Raw genomic sequence first — 16,509 nt, forward strand, 5'->3', positions numbered from 1 at the left:
GAAAATATATTCAAATTTAACTATCCAATATCCCAGCCTCAATAAGAGCCGAAGCAAATCTCCCTTTGGCTTCTTTATCCAAGCTATCAAGCATTTGTTTGTGATTTTTAAGTAATCTCTTATGCTCTGCTGTCATTTCTCCTAGAGCCTGAGAAAAATAATCAGTATAGTTTTCAAACTCTCTCATAAGACGCTCTGTTTCTTTGTGGTAATCCGTCCCACCGATGGATTTGATCTCTATATGATGAGGATCAATCCTCTCAAGGTTCCAGATGGTGCCTTTTTTGGTTTTGATGATCCTGGCTTCCTGTTTTGTATGAGAGGTGAGGATATCCATGACATTTTGAGAATAACCGATCCTTGGTTTCCATGCAGAGAGCAACCCTGCATCCTCACACAAAAGCATAAAACGGTAAAAATCTATATGGCTACTACCAAGCGTACTCATGTGGATGTGAAAACCTGTCTCTTCATTGGTATAGCCATATTGCTCTATCAGAGGCAGGATCTTTTGAATATAGTGGAGTATCCCCTCTTTGGTAGAAATAGGCACCGATATCTCTACTCCATGATCTTCTAGTGAAATATCTGGCTTGATCTGCATACAGTGGTTTTTATCTGCTGCATGAGGGATAGATATCTCATCTACCAAAATATCCGCAGAAGTAAGTTCATAAAGAGCTTTTGCTAGAGTACCGATCACATCTGAGAAAAGATACTGTTCTGTATCTATATAAAACTCAAATTCGCACCCATAACGACAAAAATCATCTTTTTTTGGCGTAAAACTTTGGTATTTACAACTACCGTTACCTTGATAGCGTTTTGTTGTCCCCTCTAAAATATATTTCATTATGCCCCTATCGCAGTCTCAAGATAATCCTCAAGCTGCTTTACTTTATAATCTGTATCTGCTTTCCACTCTCTAAGCGGTTTTTGTCCCTGTGGTATAGCAGTGTGAGGCTGTATATATACAAATGCTCTTACCGTGCCTCTATGCGTCTTTACAAGGATCTTTTTTCTCTCGTAGTAATCAGGATAGCCTTCAAACCTATCAAGTTTCTCTAAAAGCTCTTTTCGGTGTATCTCGTAGAGCTCTCCATGTATCCTCATTTGTGGTACAGGGATCAAATAAGGATAGTTCCCGAAACTGTCCTCAAACATCCCAAACTTACTCACAGTAATAGCTTTACCGATCCTTTTGGCATGTTTACTTAACAGATGATGGTTATCAAAGCCTTTTTTGAGGGAGCCGTAAACAAAAAGCATCTCTCTAAAAGGCTCGATCCGCTTAAACTCTCCTCGTCCAGTGATCGTAATGATCCCTCTATCATGAAGGCGGTGCAGTATCTTTCTAAGCGTATCTGTTGAGATATCTTTTGTTTTTACCCTGGAAAAAGGCACTACAGTATTTATAGAAAGTTTATTTATTTTTCGTTCGATCTTGTCTATGTACTTATCCATAGTACTTTATCCTTTATAGTATCGTGACAATATTATAGCATTTTTTTATATTTTTGTCACGATATTTCACTCGATGCTCTGGATTGTACTTTGGTGGGGGGGGAATATGTGGGGAGAACGAGTATAGTAAAATAGCTTAAATGCTCTCAAGTTACGCTGTATTGGGACTTAGTTTGGATTGTTTAAAAATGATGGCCGGGAGAGGGGGATTCGAACCCCCGGAGGTATTACCCTCACCGGTTTTCAAGACCGGCACGTTCAACCGCTCCGACATCTCCCGACAATGTAGTAGAAATAGAATTCTATCCAAAAAAAATAAAATCCAGTTTATTATGGAGGAGCCAACCAGACTCGAACTGGTGAATAGCAGATTTGCAATCTACGGCCTTACCAACTTGGCGATGGCTCCATATTTTGGTGGTACCCGGAGCCGGACTTGAACCGGCACGGTCGCAATGACCGGGGGATTTTAAGTCCCCTGTGTCTACCATTCCACCACCCGGGCTTATTTGGTACCAAACTTATTTTAAAAGGTAAACTCTTCATATTTCTATAAAATTCAATGATTTTACCAAGAAGATACTGTTGTTCATGGAGCGGGCGAAGGGAATCGAACCCTCTACCCCAACCTTGGCAAGGTTATGCTCTACCGATGAGCTACGCCCGCATATCCATACAATTAAAGAAAATAACCTAAAATTGGAGTGCGATTATAGCTAATTTTTTTTTAAAAGTAAATAGTATTTGTGCTATAATCCCAAAAACCATAATTAAAGGCTCAAAACAATGAGAAGTGACGAGATAAAACAGGGGTTTTCCAGAGCTCCACATCGATCTTTGCTCCGTGCAACAGGCGTAAAAGATGAAGATTTTGCAAAACCGTTTATTGGTGTGGCAAACTCATTTATAGAAATAATTCCGGGACATTTTTTCTTAAATAAAGTAGCGGAAGTGATCAAAGAAGAGATCCGCGCCAACGGGTGTGTACCTTTTGAATTCAACACGATCGGTGTAGATGACGGGATCGCCATGGGGCACGATGGTATGCTCTACTCTCTGCCAAGTCGTGAGATCATCGCCAACTCCATAGAGACGGTCATGAATGCTCATAAACTGGATGCGATGATCGCTATTCCCAACTGTGACAAGATCGTTCCGGGTATGATCATGGGTGCGTTGCGTGTGAATGTACCTACTGTATTTGTAAGTGGTGGACCGATGGCTGCCGGGCACATGAATGACGGCACACCTATTGATCTTGCAACAGTTTTTGAAGGTGTCGGAGAATATGAAGCCGGAGAGATCACTGAAGAGACGCTGACTGAAATGGAATGCAATGCTTGTCCAAGTGGGGGTTCATGTTCAGGGATGTTTACAGCAAATTCCATGAATACACTCATGGAAGCAATGGGAATTGCCCTTCCTGGGAACGGTACCATTCTTGCATTGACTCCTGAGAGGACGGAACTTTACAAAAAAGCCGCAAGACGCATCTGTGAGATCGCGAAATCTGAAGCAGCAGAGCGTGAAAAGTTCCGCATGCGAAACATCCTGGACGAAAATGCCGTACGTAATGCATTTGCAGTCGATATGGCTATGGGCGGATCTTCCAATACTGTACTGCATATGCTTGCCATTGCAAAAGAGGCAGAAGTTGATTTTAATCTCAAAGATATTAATGCTATCTCCAAGCGTGTTTCACATATTGCCAAGATCTCTCCATCGTTGACAACCGTACATATGGAAGATATTAACAAAGCCGGCGGGGTGAATGCGGTCATGCATGAAATGATGAAACGCGGAGATAATATTTTACTTGATAACCTCAGTATTAGCGGTGAAACACTGTATGAAAAAGTAAAAGATGCAAAGATCTTAGATACCCACATCATTCATACGATCGACAATCCCTACTCCAAAGTAGGTGGACTTGCAATTCTTTACGGAAATCTTGCAGAACAGGGTGCCGTCATTAAAACAGCTGGGATCACAGGAGACAGAGCCTTTACCGGGACAGCAGTATGTTTTAATTCTCAGGATGAAGCTATCAAGGGGATCATCGGAGGAAAAGTAAAAGCAGGAAATGTGGTAGTAATACGCTATGAAGGTCCTCGGGGCGGTCCCGGAATGCAGGAGATGCTCTCTCCTACCTCTCTGATCATGGGTATGGGTCTTGGAGATGATGTAGCACTTATTACCGATGGACGATTCTCCGGAGCTACAAGAGGAGCCAGTATCGGGCACGTAAGTCCTGAAGCGGCAGAAGGTGGTCTTATAGGATTACTGGAAGATGGGGATGAGATCCATCTTGATGTAGACAAATATATCTTACAGGCAAACATCAGCGATGAAGAGATTGCAAAGAGAAGAGCAAATTTTAAGCCGTTTGTCAAACCATTAAAGAGTAAATGGTTAAGACAGTATAGAGCATTAGTTACCAATGCGAGCAATGGAGCGGTATTGGAAGCAGAATAGGAGCTTCTCAATGAAGCTCACTATTTTATATAGAGATAAGTGATTTTACGATGCAGAGGCAAATCTTCTTGCCACTTTGAATCTATGGGAATAGAACGGTTTACTCAAGCTCGTTATAATGACTTTTTTCTTTGCTGAACTTGCATGAATGAATTTTCCGTTCCCGATGTAGATACCTACATGGTTCACATAGCCTCTATGTCCTTTAGAGGTATCAAAAAAGATAAGATCTCCAGGTCTTAGCTGGCTTCTTGCAATACGTTTACCTACTTTTGACTGAGCGATTGCTCTTCTTGGCAGATTGATTCCGTTCTTTTTATAGACATAGGTCGTCAATCCTGAACAATCAAATGTATTATTGCTTCCTGTTGCACCCCAAACATACCTTTTCCCCAACTTCTTCTTTGCCAGTTTTGTGATCTTTGTCGGTTTTGCATTCATTTTAGAAAAGCCGATATTTGGCTGTGCTGCTTTAAAAAAGATATCATCCATCGTATATTTTGTACGTAACCGTCTTTTAATACGTTTGCTTGGCATTGATATTGCATGTCTGTTGATCGCTGTTCGGAGTATTCTGTTGGATCTTTTGTTCTTTACTGATTTTTTTACACTTTTTTTTGCTTTGAGAAATTTCTTTTTATTTTTTGAAATAGCTGCAATTTTAAGTTTTTTCTTCGTTATTTCTGCTGTTACTTCTTTCTTTTTATTCGGGAAATAGGTATTTTTGGGAACTTTCAGTACTCTTCCGAGTTTAAGTCTTTCTCCTCTTTTCAATCCATTGGCTTTTTTAACTTCCGCAATAGTTGTATGGTGTTTATGGGCGATCGTAAAAAGTGTATCTCCGTTTTTGATCGTATATTTCGCTATTTTGGCAGACTTCTTTATACGTATGGTTTTCTGTTTATTTTTTTGGGCAACTTTTACTTTTTGACTTTTCTTAGTCACTTTTACTATGTTTTTCTTTTTATCAGAGAAATAGGTATTTTGTGAAACCTTCAATACTCTTCCGAGTTTAAGTGTTTCTCCTTTTTTAAGTCCATTGAGTTTTCTTACTTCCTCTATCGTGGTATGGTTCTTGTGTGCAATGGTATAAAGAGTCTCTCCATTTTTAATGGTATGTTTGACTGTCTTTACGGCGGCATGGGTTGTTACGGCAGTAAGAGACAAGGTTAATAATAATGTATAAAGTTTTTTCAATGCATACTCCTAATAAATTGAAACAGTGACAGGATAATAAAAATCCATACTAAAAAATATGTGTAATTGTAACGATAGTTGATTAATCAAAAATAAACGTGAATTTAAATATGGCTTAAAGCTATACACACACTTTTAAGCATAGCAAAAAAATGTCAAAAAATGTCAAATTTTTTATGTGTTTTTTCTCTTTAGCTGTTGTACCATATAATCCCCTACTCTTAAAGCATTCGCATAGATCGTCCAAGTATAGGGTACCGATCCGCCAGTAGGCATAAACGCAGCATCTGCAACAAAAAGATTAGGCACATCATGTGCCTGACAGTATTTGTTCAATACCGACGTCTTGGGATCATTCCCAAAACGGCACCCGCCCGCTACCAGATTCTGAGGTGGAGCTGAAGAGACAGAAGAATAAATATTTTTTGCGCCCATCTCTTCCAATACTTTTTCACATTTTTTTGCAATATAGCTTCCTACTTTCAGATCATGGGGATGCCCCTCAAGACGCAGTTTTCCGACAGGCATACCGTATTTGTCTTTATGCGTAGGATCAAGTGCTACAAAACAGTTGTCGTTAGGAAGCCAGTCATTAAAAATTTCAAAGCGGATGCTTTTACTTTGGGTAAAACGTTTCACCAGCTTCTCTCCCAATGCCTTACCCCAGACCATATGCCCCTCTTCTTCATTATCTTTACGTGCCCGGGAAATGATATTTTGATGTTCGAACATGAACTCGACCAGTCCACCTTTGAATTTACCGTCCCACCAATGATCGACAAAATACCAATCCAAAATGGAGCGGTTGACAAAAAATCCTGTCTGCATCAATGCCTCAAATTTGATCTCTTTAAGGCTGTCCTGATGCAGTTCCCCCTGCCCGGAACCACCTGCTGAAAAAACAAGATTCTTTCCTAACTCTCCACTGCTGTTGGCAAGTCCGTCAGGATGATACCTGTTTGCCGAATTAAGCAGCAACCTTGCACTCTCATGTGCCTGTGCCGCAACAACGAACATCTTTGCAAAGATCTTTTTCTCTTTGCCTGTGATCGTATTAACAACAAGGGCATACTCTACTGCCTCTTTTTTGCCTGCATGTAACTTTTTGACATAGGTATTGCTCATCAGTGTAAGGTTGCCTGTTGCCAATGCCGGCTTGAGCAGTGCTTCTCTTGAACTGCTTTTTGCCCCGGAACTGCAACCGTAACTTCCACAGAAGTTGGAATAGTAACAGGCATTTCGATGCCCTTTGTCCTGGGAGAGTACAGCACGGGGTGTGACCAGCGGTACAATATTAAGATGCCTGCAGCTTTTATCGATCAGTTTTACTACATCATTCTCTTTGGTCGGAGGCTGAGGAAAATCAGAAGTGCTTCTGGGCGGCTCATAGGGATGTTCTTCCGCTTTCCCCGATATACCTACCAACTCTTCTGCCAAGGTATAGTATGGTTCCAACTCTTCATACGAGATAGGCCAGTCCACAACATTGGCACCCCTGATCTCACCATATTTGCTTTTAAGTCTGAAATCATCCGGATGCATACGGTGCAGCATACCACTCATAAAATTCGAAGATCCCCCAACAATATTACCATTCCAAAAACTCCAACCTGACTCATAGGTAGGCGTTGCAACCCATTTGCCTTCTACCTTTTCTTCTATAGTATGGTATTCTTCAAAAAGGTTTGGGGTCACGATATCTCTGCGACAGTATGCCAACTCATCTTTAGAAAATTCTTCTCTTTGAATAAGTCTTCCTTTTTCCAGAACCGCTACTTTGTAACCTGCTTTGCATAGTGTATAGGCAACTGCTCCGCCACTGGCTCCGGAACCTACAATAAGTACATCATACTTCATAATGCTATATACCTTGTTCTGGGTCTTGGTTGTCCGCCATAGGCACGTAATGCCTTCCACCCGGACTCTTGAATATTTGAGCCATAAACAGGGTCACTGAAAAGCCCCTCCATACTCAGTGTCATGATCCTTTCGATCCAACTTTTTCCATATTCTGTCTTTTCATAAGCACGTAAAGCCTTCTCTTTTTGGCTCATTGATAAAGAGGGGAATCTGCCTTTTTCACGGATCTGCAGCTCTTTTGCCCCCTCTATGACAAATGCTCTGATATCTCTATCGTAACTTTGATCTCCTATAGTTTCAAACAGAAACTGTGTTAGCTGCATAGATTTAGCTGAAGGTATAGTATTTCCCTCGGGAAACAGATGCTCCTGCACCGCCTGGATCGTTGCTTCTGTTTCCTTTTGCTGCTTAGAGGGAAGCAATGAGCGCTTTCCTGAAAGATGAGAAGAGAGTCCGAACAGTGAGCCTAAAATCAAAAAATTTCTTCTTTTCATCATGATACTCTTTCTATATTTTTTACCATACTATCTGTTTTTTGTGTACTCTAAGTGCAATGACTACACACTCTTTACACAAATATGATATTATACTTGTATCTGTTAACTAAACACATTAAGGAGAATAAAATGAAAAAGTTAATTTTCGCTTCAATACTTGGACTTGCTCTCGTTGCTTTTACAGGATGTACTACAGGAAATGATGCTAATGCCGGAATGAAATGTCAGGCAGGCAAATGTCAAACCGGGAAATGCAAAGGTGCCAAGAAATGTTCTGCCAGCGGCAAATGTGCCAGTGCCAAAAAAGTAGCTAAAAAGTGTGCTGCAGGCAAATGTTCCAGCGGGAAGTAATACTTTGGTAAGCCAAACATACTACGATTGTATGTTTACAAAACAGAATAAAGGACTTACATGAAAAAGATACTTTTAAGCGCATTGCTTGGATTTGCACTCATGACTTTAACCGGTTGTTATGACTCTAAAAGTGGTGCTACCAAAACAGAAGCAAAAAAATGCCAATCCGGAAAATGCGGTGAGGGTAAATGTAGTGATGCTAAAAAAGCTGAATCTAAAAAAGCAGAAACACCTGCAAAATAAAACAGTGTAGGAATCTAATCATTCCTACATCAGAAAACTTTCTTCTGCATTTTACTTTAGGGTAAAGTGCTGCTCATTCTACCTGCAATCTTCTCTTATATTTATTGATCATACATTTTCTGAATACACAGATATTACACGTGCTTCATACTATACTTGTCTTGTATCAAAATTTGAAAAACAATCTTCTACTTAGATACAAACCTATGAGGAAGGAGGTATAGTATGTTAAAAAACATATACCCACTCACAAAAAATATACTAAGTTACGGACAAAGCCTTTCGCTTCTGTTAGCGAGACTTGCTGTTGCCTATGGATTTTATGAACCTGCCATGCAAAAATGGTCGGATATAGACAGTGTGGCAACATGGTTCGGATCTATCGGTATCCCTTTCCCTACCCTGAATGCCTATATGGCTGCCAGTACGGAACTGACAGGTGTCATTCTTTTAACACTAGGACTTTTTACCAGACTGATCTCGATCCCGTTAATGGTCATTATGGTAGTAGCCATTACTACTGTACATTTGGCACACGGTTTTTCTGCAGGTGATAACGGATTTGAGATCCCAATGTATTACATGCTGTTTTTAGCAATATTTGCTTCATTTGGAGCCGGAAAATTTAGTTTGGATCACCTTTTATTCGGTGATGAACAATAAAGGAAATATGATGAAAAAATTACTTCAATTAGGACTCATTCTTGTTGGCTCTGTTGCCCTCTCATTGACACTCTCAAGTGCAAAATGCGCTACAGGAGCAGATGCTCCAAAAACCATGAAAAAATGCCAAAGTGGAAAATGCAGTGCCGGAAAATGCGGTGAAGCAGGCATGAAAGACGCTATGAAAAAAGAGATGAATGCAACAAAACCCTCCACAGAGAAAAAAGCACCGGCAAAAGGCAAATGTGGTGTAGGTAAATGCAGCTGATCTAACCCGCTGAAATACTTCTTCCTTTGCTGCCCCTTACATGGGGGGAGTCGGGTAACTTCACGATCTTTTCACAAATCATTGTATAATGCCTCTTATATTACTACAAAGGTATTTCCATGAAACAACTCTTACTTACAATGATCCTGCTATTCTCTTTCTCTGGATGCCAGGATGCCAAAGAAAAACAGGCACAGCATGATGCTCAGGTGGCACAACAGGCTAAAGCAGAAGTTCTTGCTGAGCTTAAAGCGAAAGAGGAAGCCAAAAGAAAAAAAGAACTCGAAGCACAGAAAAACAGTAAACTCTCAAAGATCGGCATTACAGCCGAAGATGGCAAGATCATCATCGATACCAATAAAACCAGAGATTTTTTCAAAGATGTTGCAACAAAAATGAAGCATAAAATGGAAAAACTCTCCAACGATCTTGAACAGGGTATGATCAAAGATAAAAATGCAGGCATAGAAGTAGATGAGACGCATATCAATATAGATTTGAACAAAACAAAAAGTTTTCTTGACAATTGGGGTGAAAAAATACAAGGATTCGTGAAAGAGTTTGATAATATTGCAAAAGAGATCAATAATACAGTTTCACACTAAAGGATACCCATGCAGCAAATAGATATGAATTCAGATGAATTTCAGACCGAACTGGAAAAAACATGGACTTTTATAGAAAAAGTCACCATTACATCTTTAGAATTTGCATAAGTAGACAATCCTATAAAGAAAATTTTAAATAAAAATTTGGAAAATAATTTAAGAGGGAATGAGGAGCCAAGGCTCCTCAAGAGATAACTAATTAATAGTTAATTATTTAGCAAGTGCCGCTTTAGAAGCTTCAGCTACTTTTGTAAATGACTCAGGGGCATTCATTGCCATATCGGCAAGAATCTTTCTGTCAAGTTCAATGTTCGCTACTTTTAAACCGTGCATAAATGTAGAGTAATTCATACCGTTAAGTCTTGTCGCCGCATTGATACGCGTAATCCATAATCTTCTGAAATCTCTCTTCTTTTGTCTTCTATCTCTGTAAGCATATACGAGTGAACGCTCAAGTTGCTCTTTAGCTTTTCTAAAGTGCTTTCTTCTACCACTGTAGAATCCTCTTGCTTGTTTTAGTAATTTTTTATGACGTCTATGTCTAACTATACCTGTTTTTACTCTCATGGTTATCCTTTACCTTATCTTTGAAAGAATCGGTGTCAAGCATTCTCTCTGCTCGAACTTGCCCCTGATCGGGGGATTAATCGCTGTTCAAAATGTAACTAAGTAGTCTTAGTTGATCATCTCTTTAATGTTCTTAGCGTCTGCTTTATCAACATGCTTAGGACTTCTCATGCTTCTATGGTGACCACCGTCAACCTTAGTAAGAATGTGACTTCTATACGCAGTCCCTCTTTTGATCTTGCCGCTTTTTTTTACTTTAAAACGCTTTACCGCGCCTTTTACACTTTTCATTTTTGGCATATGCTTACTCCCTTGATAGATTTTTCATGCCAATAGCTTGGCATAAAATGGGACGATATTATACCCAAATTATCTGAAATATTTATAAAAGCCTTATATAATTGGTATTGTAAGGGTACAACACCCTACAAGGGTTTCTGTGTTAAAATCTAAATCTATTAAAAACGAGGGCTTGGCTAGTGGATAAAATCACCGAAATACTTTCCCAAAAAAAGAAACTTCTCACAGAAGTTTACTTTGATTTACAGCTTCATTTTGAGGAAAAGTACGGTAAAGATGCCCTTGTTCTCATGGAAATAGGCACTTTCTTTGAAGTCTACGAGGTTAACAATGACGAGATGAAAGTGGGCAAAGCCAAAGAGATTGCCGAACTGTTAAACATCCAGCTCACACGTAAAAGCAAAGCCATTTTAGAGAACTCTGTCTCAAATCCTCTTCTGGCTGGTGTGCCTGCTGTCTCACTTGATCGTTACCTCTCACGACTTATTGACACAAAAAAATATACCATCATTGTCGTGAAGCAAAAAGGAGAAATGCCCAACATCAAACGCTATGTCTCCAACATCATCTCTCCAGGGACAAACTTTGAGTATCTCAATGAGCCAACAGAGAACAACATCGTCTCTCTGCTCATCGATGAAAATGCTGATATTTACTCGGTGGGGTATGCCGCTATCGATGTGAGTACAGGTAAAACCATTTGTAATGAAATACACTCTACCCGTGATGATAAAACCTATGCTCTGGACGAAGCTTTTAATCTACTGCAGACATACAGTACTTCTGAAGTCATTATCACGCTTGACTCTAAGGATATTGACAAAAAGTGGCTTATTCACTATTTGGAACTTGAGTCTCTACACTACTCTGTCAATACCAAGCGGTTTAAAATTACTTTTCAAAATGAACTTTTTACACGAATCTTTAGTATTAACTCATTTTTAAGTGCTATTGAATTCCTAGACCTTGAACGTCACCCTTATACCACTGAGTCACTCGCTGTACTCATAGACTTTATCATCGAACATGATGAGAGTATCATCGAGAAGATGAATAAACCGCAATTCCTTGGGAACAACCGCTATATGTACATCGGCAACAATGCCATGGAACAACTCTCTATCATCTCTCGTGACCCAGCAGATATTACGCTACTTGACCTCATAGACAAAACCTCTACCGCTTTTGGAAAACGGCTTCTTAAAGAACGTCTACTTAACCCTATTTGCGACAAAGAGATTTTGGAAAAACGTTATGACTTAACAGAACTTTTACTGCCAAATATTAACCGTTTCGAGACACACCTCAAACAAATTTATGATCTGGAACGTATCACACGGCGCATTAAACTTCGTAAACTGCACCCTGTAGAGTTGACCTATATTGCTATGTCACTTGAAGCCATTTTGAAGCTTTTGGATGATGCCAAAGAACAGGGGTTAACGATAGAAGAAAACCTCTATGAAGAGAGCCAGGAAATGCTCAAAGTTCTCCATGACACCTTTGAACTGGATGTCTGTGCGAGATTTCGTATTGAGCAGATCAATGACAACCTTTTCAAAAATGGTATCTATCCTGCCATTGACACCATTGTCAAGACTCAGGAAAAAGAAGTTGACAAAATGCAAACAGTCGCTTCTCATGTAGAATCACTCTTTGAAAAAGACAAACTCTTTACCGGAACCACCAAATATGCTACAGTTGCTTATCTGGAGAGTGAGGGATATTACCTCAATCTTACAAAAAACCGCTTTACTCTTATTGAGAAATCCTTGAAGGACTCTTTTGTCACTATCGAAGGTCAACACTATTTCTTTAAGGATTTCCACTATAAATACTTGAAGAATGCCGTGAAAGTACAGGCACCACTCTTTGAAGAGATCACACGGAATTATGAAACTTCCAAGGTGAAACTTATTTCACTTGTCAAGCAGCGTTATATTGAAAGTCTGGACTTGTTAGAAAATAGATTTTCTCTACTGCTTGACAAGCTTATTGTTTTTATTGCCAATATCGATGTAGCTATCTCCAATGCAAAATGTTCTAAGAGCATGAACCTTTCTCGTCCGCTGATAGAAGAGGGGTCATTTTATGAAGCCATAGGTTTACGCCACCCTATCATAGAATCCAATGATGAGCGGGGGATCTATGTACCCAATGATATTTTTTTAGGTACGAACAATCAAACATCCCATAACCACATCACACTCAATGCAAGCAATGGGGAAGATGTTTTAGGTGTACTGCTTTACGGTATCAACTCCTCAGGTAAATCTTCACTGATGAAAAGTATAGGGCTCTCTGTCGTGCTGGCCCAAGCAGGCTTTTTTGTCCCTGCTGTGGAACTGCGTTTCGGACTCTATGACAAACTCTTTACACGCATTGTCTCTCAGGATAACCTATATAAAGGATTGTCAACCTTTGCCGTAGAAATGATGGAGCTCAAAAACATCTTTAACCGTGCCAATGAACGCTCTTTGGTACTTGGTGATGAAATAAGCCAGGGAACAGAGACAGAATCAGCTCTTGCCATTGTCTCCAGTGCCATTTTAAAGCTTATCTCTTTAAAGTCAACGTTTATCTTTGCCACGCATTTACATCAGTTAGGAAGCATCCCTCAGCTTCAGGACTTGAAACATCTTATCTTTTTACATTTAGGCATTAAATATGATGAAGTCAATGATGCACTTATTTACAACCGTGTCCTGCAACTGGGCAGAGGGGACTCTCTTTACGGTCTGGAATTTGCAAGATCTTTACACATGGACAAGGAGTTCCTGCAAACAGCACAAACAATACGAGAGAACCTAAACCATTCAGGAAGCCAGATGAAAAAACTGCGTAGGCAAAAAAGCAGTAAATATAATAAAGATCTCTATCTGAGTAAATGTGCTCTTTGTGATGAGAGTGTGGAGGATGTACACCATATTGCCCAACAGAAAGAGGCAAATGAGGACGGTCACATTGACCATTTCCATAAAAATCACAAGTATAACCTCATACCGTTATGTAAAAAACACCATACGATGGTACATGAAGGTAAGATCAATATTTCCGGATTTGTAATGACCAGTGAGGGATTGAAACTACATTATGAGATCAAGAGCTAAAGCTCAATGCAGGGGAGCAACTAAATTGGGAGTCGTAAAATTTAAAATCGTAAAGAGATAAGAGGGAATTCCTCCTATCTTTAAAAATCGTAAGTTACACCTGCTGAAACAACATCCATATCCGGTACATCAGACTTGATAAGAAGGCGTTGGTAATCTACAAAAAGCCCCCATCCGTTCTCTTGATCCGCTTGTCCGTCAAAACCTCTATCATACATAGTGTCTTTTTCTCTGTCATCATCTTTGTCTGAAAGGTCATACTCCAAACCTATCCCTGCAGAGAAACCGCTTTCATCCACTGTTGGAAGATTACCGTTACCGCCTGTAGTCGTTTTTGTCCATCCATACCCTAAAAGAGCATATACATTGAAATCTTCTCCCAGCGGGTACATCGGTTTAGCAAACAAACCGATATGTCTGAGTTTTTGTCCTCCCAGATCATCAGCACCCCAGAATGTTGCAAGAGCTCTTGCTTCTATGCCTATATACTGATTCCATTCATAACCGGCTCTGACCATAGCACCATAAGTCACATCCTCATAAGGACAGTCTGCTGTATTTCCACATGTACCGCTATATTTTCCCCACAGCAAACCCAAACCTACATACACGGGTGTAGGGGCATGCATTGCAGGAACAGGTTCAACCGGTGCTTCCACCGGAGCAACCACTTTCCCTCCCCCATAAATCATTGTACTCATTGCAATAGTAGCTAACAATGAAAATAAAATATTGTGTCTCATACTACGCTTCTCCTTTTTTTTCTTCTTCTTTTCTGATGAAATACAATCCCGTCATTCCTGTCATAAATAACATCATCAATATTCCTATAATACCTAATGTATCACCGCTGTCAGATTTTTGTGTACTTGAACAATCTACCTTCAATGTAACTATTGCACGTGATGTATCTCCATTTGCATCTGTAATCAGGTACTCAAAAGTATCTGTTACATTTGCCACATTTGCTTCTGGTGTATATATGAACTTGTCATCTGTAGGATCATCTGGTGTCCCACCATTGTCTAATACAACCGTACCATATTGTGGCTGTGCAGTGATAGTAATTTCTCCAACATTAGGTCCATCCAACCCAAAAGTATCATTGGCTAACACATTTATGATTGTTGGTCCATAATGTGTGATAGATACAGAAGGATCATCTACAGCCGTTGGCACATCCTGTTCATAGGTCACAGTCACTGTCGCTAGGTTTGATACTTCACCTTGGTCATCTGCTACAGTATACTGGATTGGCGCAGGGTTGCCTGTAAATCCTGCTTCTGGTGTGAATGTAATATCCCCACTTACTAGATCTACTACCCATTCACCTTCTTCTGGCACAACCAATTGCGTGATTGACGCATTTGTATCCGGATCTATGATTTTTACTGTTGTTGGGTCAAGCGGATTATCTCCTGTATCATTACCAACAACATCAAGAGTAACTGGGTTCCCTGTTGTTCCTGTTGCATTGTCATCTTTCGCTTCAAGTGTCTGTGGATAATCCACTGTCACCGTTGCCGGGCTAGACACATTACCTTGGTCATCTTCTACAGTGTACTTAATTGGTGTAGGATCACCTGTAAATCCTGTTTCTGGTGTAAATGTAATTTTACCTGTTACTGGATCTACTGTCCACACACCTTCTCCAGGAACAGTTAATTCAGTAACTGGTGTACCTGGATTATTAGGGTCTATGATTTTTACTGTTGTTGGATCAAGCGGATTTTCTCCTGTATCATTACCAACAACATCAAGAGTAACTGGGTTCCCTGTTGTTCCTGTTGCATTGTCATCTTTCGCTTCAAGTGTCTGTGGATAATCCACTGTCACCGTTGCCGGGTTGGATACTTTACCTGTATCGTCCGTTACTGTGTAATTGATCGGAGTTGGGTCTGCTGTGAATCCTGCTTCAGGTGTGAAGGTCACCACACCCGCATCATCCACTGTCCAGGTTCCCTCACCCGGTACTACGACTTGATCGATATCTCCGTCACCATCTGTATCTGTACCTGTACTTCCCGGTACAGATGCCGGATCAAAGTTCACAGAGCTTGCATTGATATCATTCTCCGGATCGGTATCATTGGTAAGTACATTCACGGTAGTCGGTGTACCTACGGTTCCTGCTTTTGTATCATTATTGGCTACCGGCGGATTCGTGAGTACTGTCACTGTCGGATCATCCGGATCACCATCACCATCAGGGTCTGTGTTTGTTCCGTTGGTCGGATCATCAGAGTTATCTGTGATCGTATTGCCGTCTGGCGCTGTACCTGTGGCTACTGCCTGATTCGTTACTCCGCCTGCTGCTACATCTGCTGCGGTGATCACATGGGTAGCTGTGAAGGTTGTACTGTCACTTGCGCCTACTGCAAGATCGATCGGTCCGCCTGTTATGGTCGCATTGGCATCTGTAACGGTCACATTCGTCAATGGTACATTTCCTGTATTGGTCACATTGAGCTCATAGCTAATAGTGTCACCTATAATACCTGTACCACCTACTGTGGATATCTTCGTAATAGAGATATCCGGTGTCTGCGTATAATCAATCGTGACCGTTGCCGGGTTGGATACTTTACCTGTATCGTCCGTTACTGTGTAATTGATCGGAGTTGGGTCTGCTGTGAATCCTGCTTCAGGTGTGAAGGTCACCACACCCGCATCATCCACTGTCCAGGTTCCCTCACCCGGTACTACGACTTGATCGATATCTCCGTCACCATCTGTATCTGTACCTGTACTTCCCGGTACAGATGCCGGATCAAAGTTCACAGAGCTTGCATTGATATCATTCTCCGGATCGGTATCATTGGTAAGTACATTCACGGTAGTCGGTGTACCTACGGTTCCTGCTTTTGTATCATTATTGGCTACCGGTGCCGTTTGCGGATAAT

Annotated in this window: 16 protein-coding genes and 4 tRNA genes; 7 read left to right on the forward strand and 13 right to left on the reverse strand. The window is 40.5% G+C overall.

The window, feature by feature from the left end; all coding sequences use genetic code 11:
• Positions 1–16 precede the first annotated feature (16 nt).
• The 6 genes from MVE01_RS05675 to MVE01_RS05700 all read right to left on the reverse strand — a co-directional run bounded on the left by MVE01_RS05675 (position 17) and on the right by MVE01_RS05700 (position 2,131).
• Entirely contained in the window at positions 17–853 is an 837-nt protein-coding gene (locus MVE01_RS05675) for a hypothetical protein (RefSeq protein WP_472561207.1), read from the reverse strand.
• Complete coding sequence (locus MVE01_RS05680; RefSeq protein WP_472561208.1) at positions 853–1,464, reverse strand: gamma-glutamylcyclotransferase family protein; 612 nt, start codon at positions 1,462–1,464, stop codon at positions 853–855. The genes MVE01_RS05675 and MVE01_RS05680 overlap by 1 nt, the downstream gene beginning before the upstream one ends.
• Positions 1,465–1,656: 192 nt before the next feature.
• Positions 1,657–1,744, reverse strand: a tRNA-Ser gene (locus tag MVE01_RS05685).
• A gap of 53 nt (positions 1,745–1,797) precedes the next feature.
• A tRNA-Cys gene (locus MVE01_RS05690) sits at positions 1,798–1,873 on the reverse strand.
• 9 nt (positions 1,874–1,882) lie between these two features.
• Positions 1,883–1,969: transfer RNA gene (locus MVE01_RS05695), tRNA-Leu, on the reverse strand.
• A gap of 87 nt (positions 1,970–2,056) precedes the next feature.
• A tRNA-Gly gene (locus MVE01_RS05700) sits at positions 2,057–2,131 on the reverse strand.
• 119 nt (positions 2,132–2,250) lie between these two features.
• Here MVE01_RS05700 and ilvD point away from each other — a divergent pair.
• A complete protein-coding gene (gene ilvD / locus MVE01_RS05705) occupies positions 2,251–3,939 on the forward strand; it encodes a dihydroxy-acid dehydratase (RefSeq protein ID WP_472561209.1) in 1,689 nt (562 codons plus the stop codon).
• Positions 3,940–3,984: 45 nt separating this feature from the next.
• Here the strand turns inward: ilvD and MVE01_RS05710 are convergent, their stop codons facing one another.
• The 3 genes from MVE01_RS05710 to MVE01_RS05720 all read right to left on the reverse strand — a co-directional run bounded on the left by MVE01_RS05710 (position 3,985) and on the right by MVE01_RS05720 (position 7,490).
• Positions 3,985–5,136: an NlpC/P60 family protein gene (locus MVE01_RS05710; protein WP_472561210.1), complete on the reverse strand. Its 1,152-nt coding sequence runs from the start codon at positions 5,134–5,136 to the stop codon at positions 3,985–3,987.
• A gap of 174 nt (positions 5,137–5,310) precedes the next feature.
• Positions 5,311–6,993, reverse strand: a complete 1,683-nt coding sequence (locus MVE01_RS05715; RefSeq protein ID WP_472561211.1) for a GMC family oxidoreductase — start codon at positions 6,991–6,993, stop codon at positions 5,311–5,313.
• A complete protein-coding gene (locus tag MVE01_RS05720) occupies positions 6,990–7,490 on the reverse strand; it encodes a gluconate 2-dehydrogenase subunit 3 family protein (protein WP_472561212.1) in 501 nt (166 codons plus the stop codon). The genes MVE01_RS05715 and MVE01_RS05720 overlap by 4 nt, the downstream gene beginning before the upstream one ends.
• A gap of 132 nt (positions 7,491–7,622) precedes the next feature.
• Between MVE01_RS05720 and MVE01_RS05725 the strand changes: the two genes are divergently transcribed.
• From MVE01_RS05725 to MVE01_RS05745, 5 genes are all read left to right on the forward strand, one after another.
• A complete protein-coding gene (locus tag MVE01_RS05725; protein ID WP_472561213.1) occupies positions 7,623–7,844 on the forward strand; it encodes a hypothetical protein in 222 nt (73 codons plus the stop codon).
• 60 nt (positions 7,845–7,904) lie between these two features.
• Entirely contained in the window at positions 7,905–8,090 is a 186-nt protein-coding gene (locus MVE01_RS05730; protein WP_472561214.1) for a hypothetical protein, read from the forward strand.
• 225 nt (positions 8,091–8,315) lie between these two features.
• Complete coding sequence (locus MVE01_RS05735) at positions 8,316–8,753, forward strand: HvfX family Cu-binding RiPP maturation protein (RefSeq protein ID WP_472561215.1); 438 nt, start codon at positions 8,316–8,318, stop codon at positions 8,751–8,753.
• A gap of 10 nt (positions 8,754–8,763) precedes the next feature.
• Positions 8,764–9,021, forward strand: a complete 258-nt coding sequence (locus MVE01_RS05740; protein ID WP_472561216.1) for a hypothetical protein — start codon at positions 8,764–8,766, stop codon at positions 9,019–9,021.
• Between the two features lie 119 nt (positions 9,022–9,140).
• Complete coding sequence (locus MVE01_RS05745) at positions 9,141–9,626, forward strand: hypothetical protein (RefSeq protein WP_472561217.1); 486 nt, start codon at positions 9,141–9,143, stop codon at positions 9,624–9,626.
• 213 nt (positions 9,627–9,839) lie between these two features.
• Here MVE01_RS05745 and rplT read toward each other — a convergent pair whose 3' ends face one another.
• Together rplT and rpmI are read right to left on the reverse strand one after the other, a co-directional pair.
• Positions 9,840–10,196 (reverse strand): 50S ribosomal protein L20, encoded by a 357-nt coding sequence (gene rplT, locus MVE01_RS05750; protein ID WP_472561218.1) that lies wholly within the window; start codon positions 10,194–10,196, stop codon positions 9,840–9,842.
• Between the two features lie 108 nt (positions 10,197–10,304).
• Positions 10,305–10,496 (reverse strand): 50S ribosomal protein L35, encoded by a 192-nt coding sequence (gene rpmI / locus MVE01_RS05755; protein ID WP_472561219.1) that lies wholly within the window; start codon positions 10,494–10,496, stop codon positions 10,305–10,307.
• A gap of 179 nt (positions 10,497–10,675) precedes the next feature.
• Here rpmI and MVE01_RS05760 point away from each other — a divergent pair, with 179 nt between their 5' ends.
• The gene (locus MVE01_RS05760) at positions 10,676–13,606 is read left to right on the forward strand and encodes a MutS-related protein (protein ID WP_472561220.1); all 2,931 of its coding nucleotides are present in this window, start codon (positions 10,676–10,678) and stop codon (positions 13,604–13,606) included.
• Positions 13,607–13,686: 80 nt separating this feature from the next.
• On the opposite strand, the gene MVE01_RS05765 is transcribed toward MVE01_RS05760, so the two are convergent.
• Positions 13,687–14,349, reverse strand: coding sequence for a porin family protein (locus MVE01_RS05765; protein WP_472561221.1), 663 nt, complete (start codon positions 14,347–14,349; stop codon positions 13,687–13,689).
• 1 nt (position 14,350) lies between these two features.
• The coding region (locus MVE01_RS05770; protein WP_472561222.1) for an Ig-like domain-containing protein at positions 14,351–16,509 on the reverse strand (2,159 nt) is incomplete at its 5' end.

The organism is Sulfurovum sp., from assembly GCA_026990595.1.
Lineage (GTDB): Bacteria > Campylobacterota > Campylobacteria > Campylobacterales > Sulfurovaceae > Sulfurovum.

Excerpts from the sequence above, each read along its gene's own strand:
- MVE01_RS05675 (WP_472561207.1), bottom strand. The coding sequence starts at position 853 with ATGAAATATATTTTAGAGGGGACAACAAAACGCTATCAAGGTAACGGT.
- MVE01_RS05680 (WP_472561208.1), bottom strand. The coding sequence starts at position 1,464 with ATGGATAAGTACATAGACAAGATCGAACGAAAAATAAATAAACTTTCT.
- ilvD (WP_472561209.1), top strand. The coding sequence starts at position 2,251 with ATGAGAAGTGACGAGATAAAACAGGGGTTTTCCAGAGCTCCACATCGA.
- MVE01_RS05715 (WP_472561211.1), bottom strand. The coding sequence starts at position 6,993 with ATGAAGTATGATGTACTTATTGTAGGTTCCGGAGCCAGTGGCGGAGCA.
- MVE01_RS05720 (WP_472561212.1), bottom strand. The coding sequence starts at position 7,490 with ATGAAAAGAAGAAATTTTTTGATTTTAGGCTCACTGTTCGGACTCTCT.
- MVE01_RS05725 (WP_472561213.1), top strand. The coding sequence starts at position 7,623 with ATGAAAAAGTTAATTTTCGCTTCAATACTTGGACTTGCTCTCGTTGCT.
- MVE01_RS05730 (WP_472561214.1), top strand. The coding sequence starts at position 7,905 with ATGAAAAAGATACTTTTAAGCGCATTGCTTGGATTTGCACTCATGACT.
- MVE01_RS05735 (WP_472561215.1), top strand. The coding sequence starts at position 8,316 with ATGTTAAAAAACATATACCCACTCACAAAAAATATACTAAGTTACGGA.
- MVE01_RS05740 (WP_472561216.1), top strand. The coding sequence starts at position 8,764 with ATGAAAAAATTACTTCAATTAGGACTCATTCTTGTTGGCTCTGTTGCC.
- MVE01_RS05745 (WP_472561217.1), top strand. The coding sequence starts at position 9,141 with ATGAAACAACTCTTACTTACAATGATCCTGCTATTCTCTTTCTCTGGA.
- rplT (WP_472561218.1), bottom strand. The coding sequence starts at position 10,196 with ATGAGAGTAAAAACAGGTATAGTTAGACATAGACGTCATAAAAAATTA.
- rpmI (WP_472561219.1), bottom strand. The coding sequence starts at position 10,496 with ATGCCAAAAATGAAAAGTGTAAAAGGCGCGGTAAAGCGTTTTAAAGTA.
- MVE01_RS05765 (WP_472561221.1), bottom strand. The coding sequence starts at position 14,349 with ATGAGACACAATATTTTATTTTCATTGTTAGCTACTATTGCAATGAGT.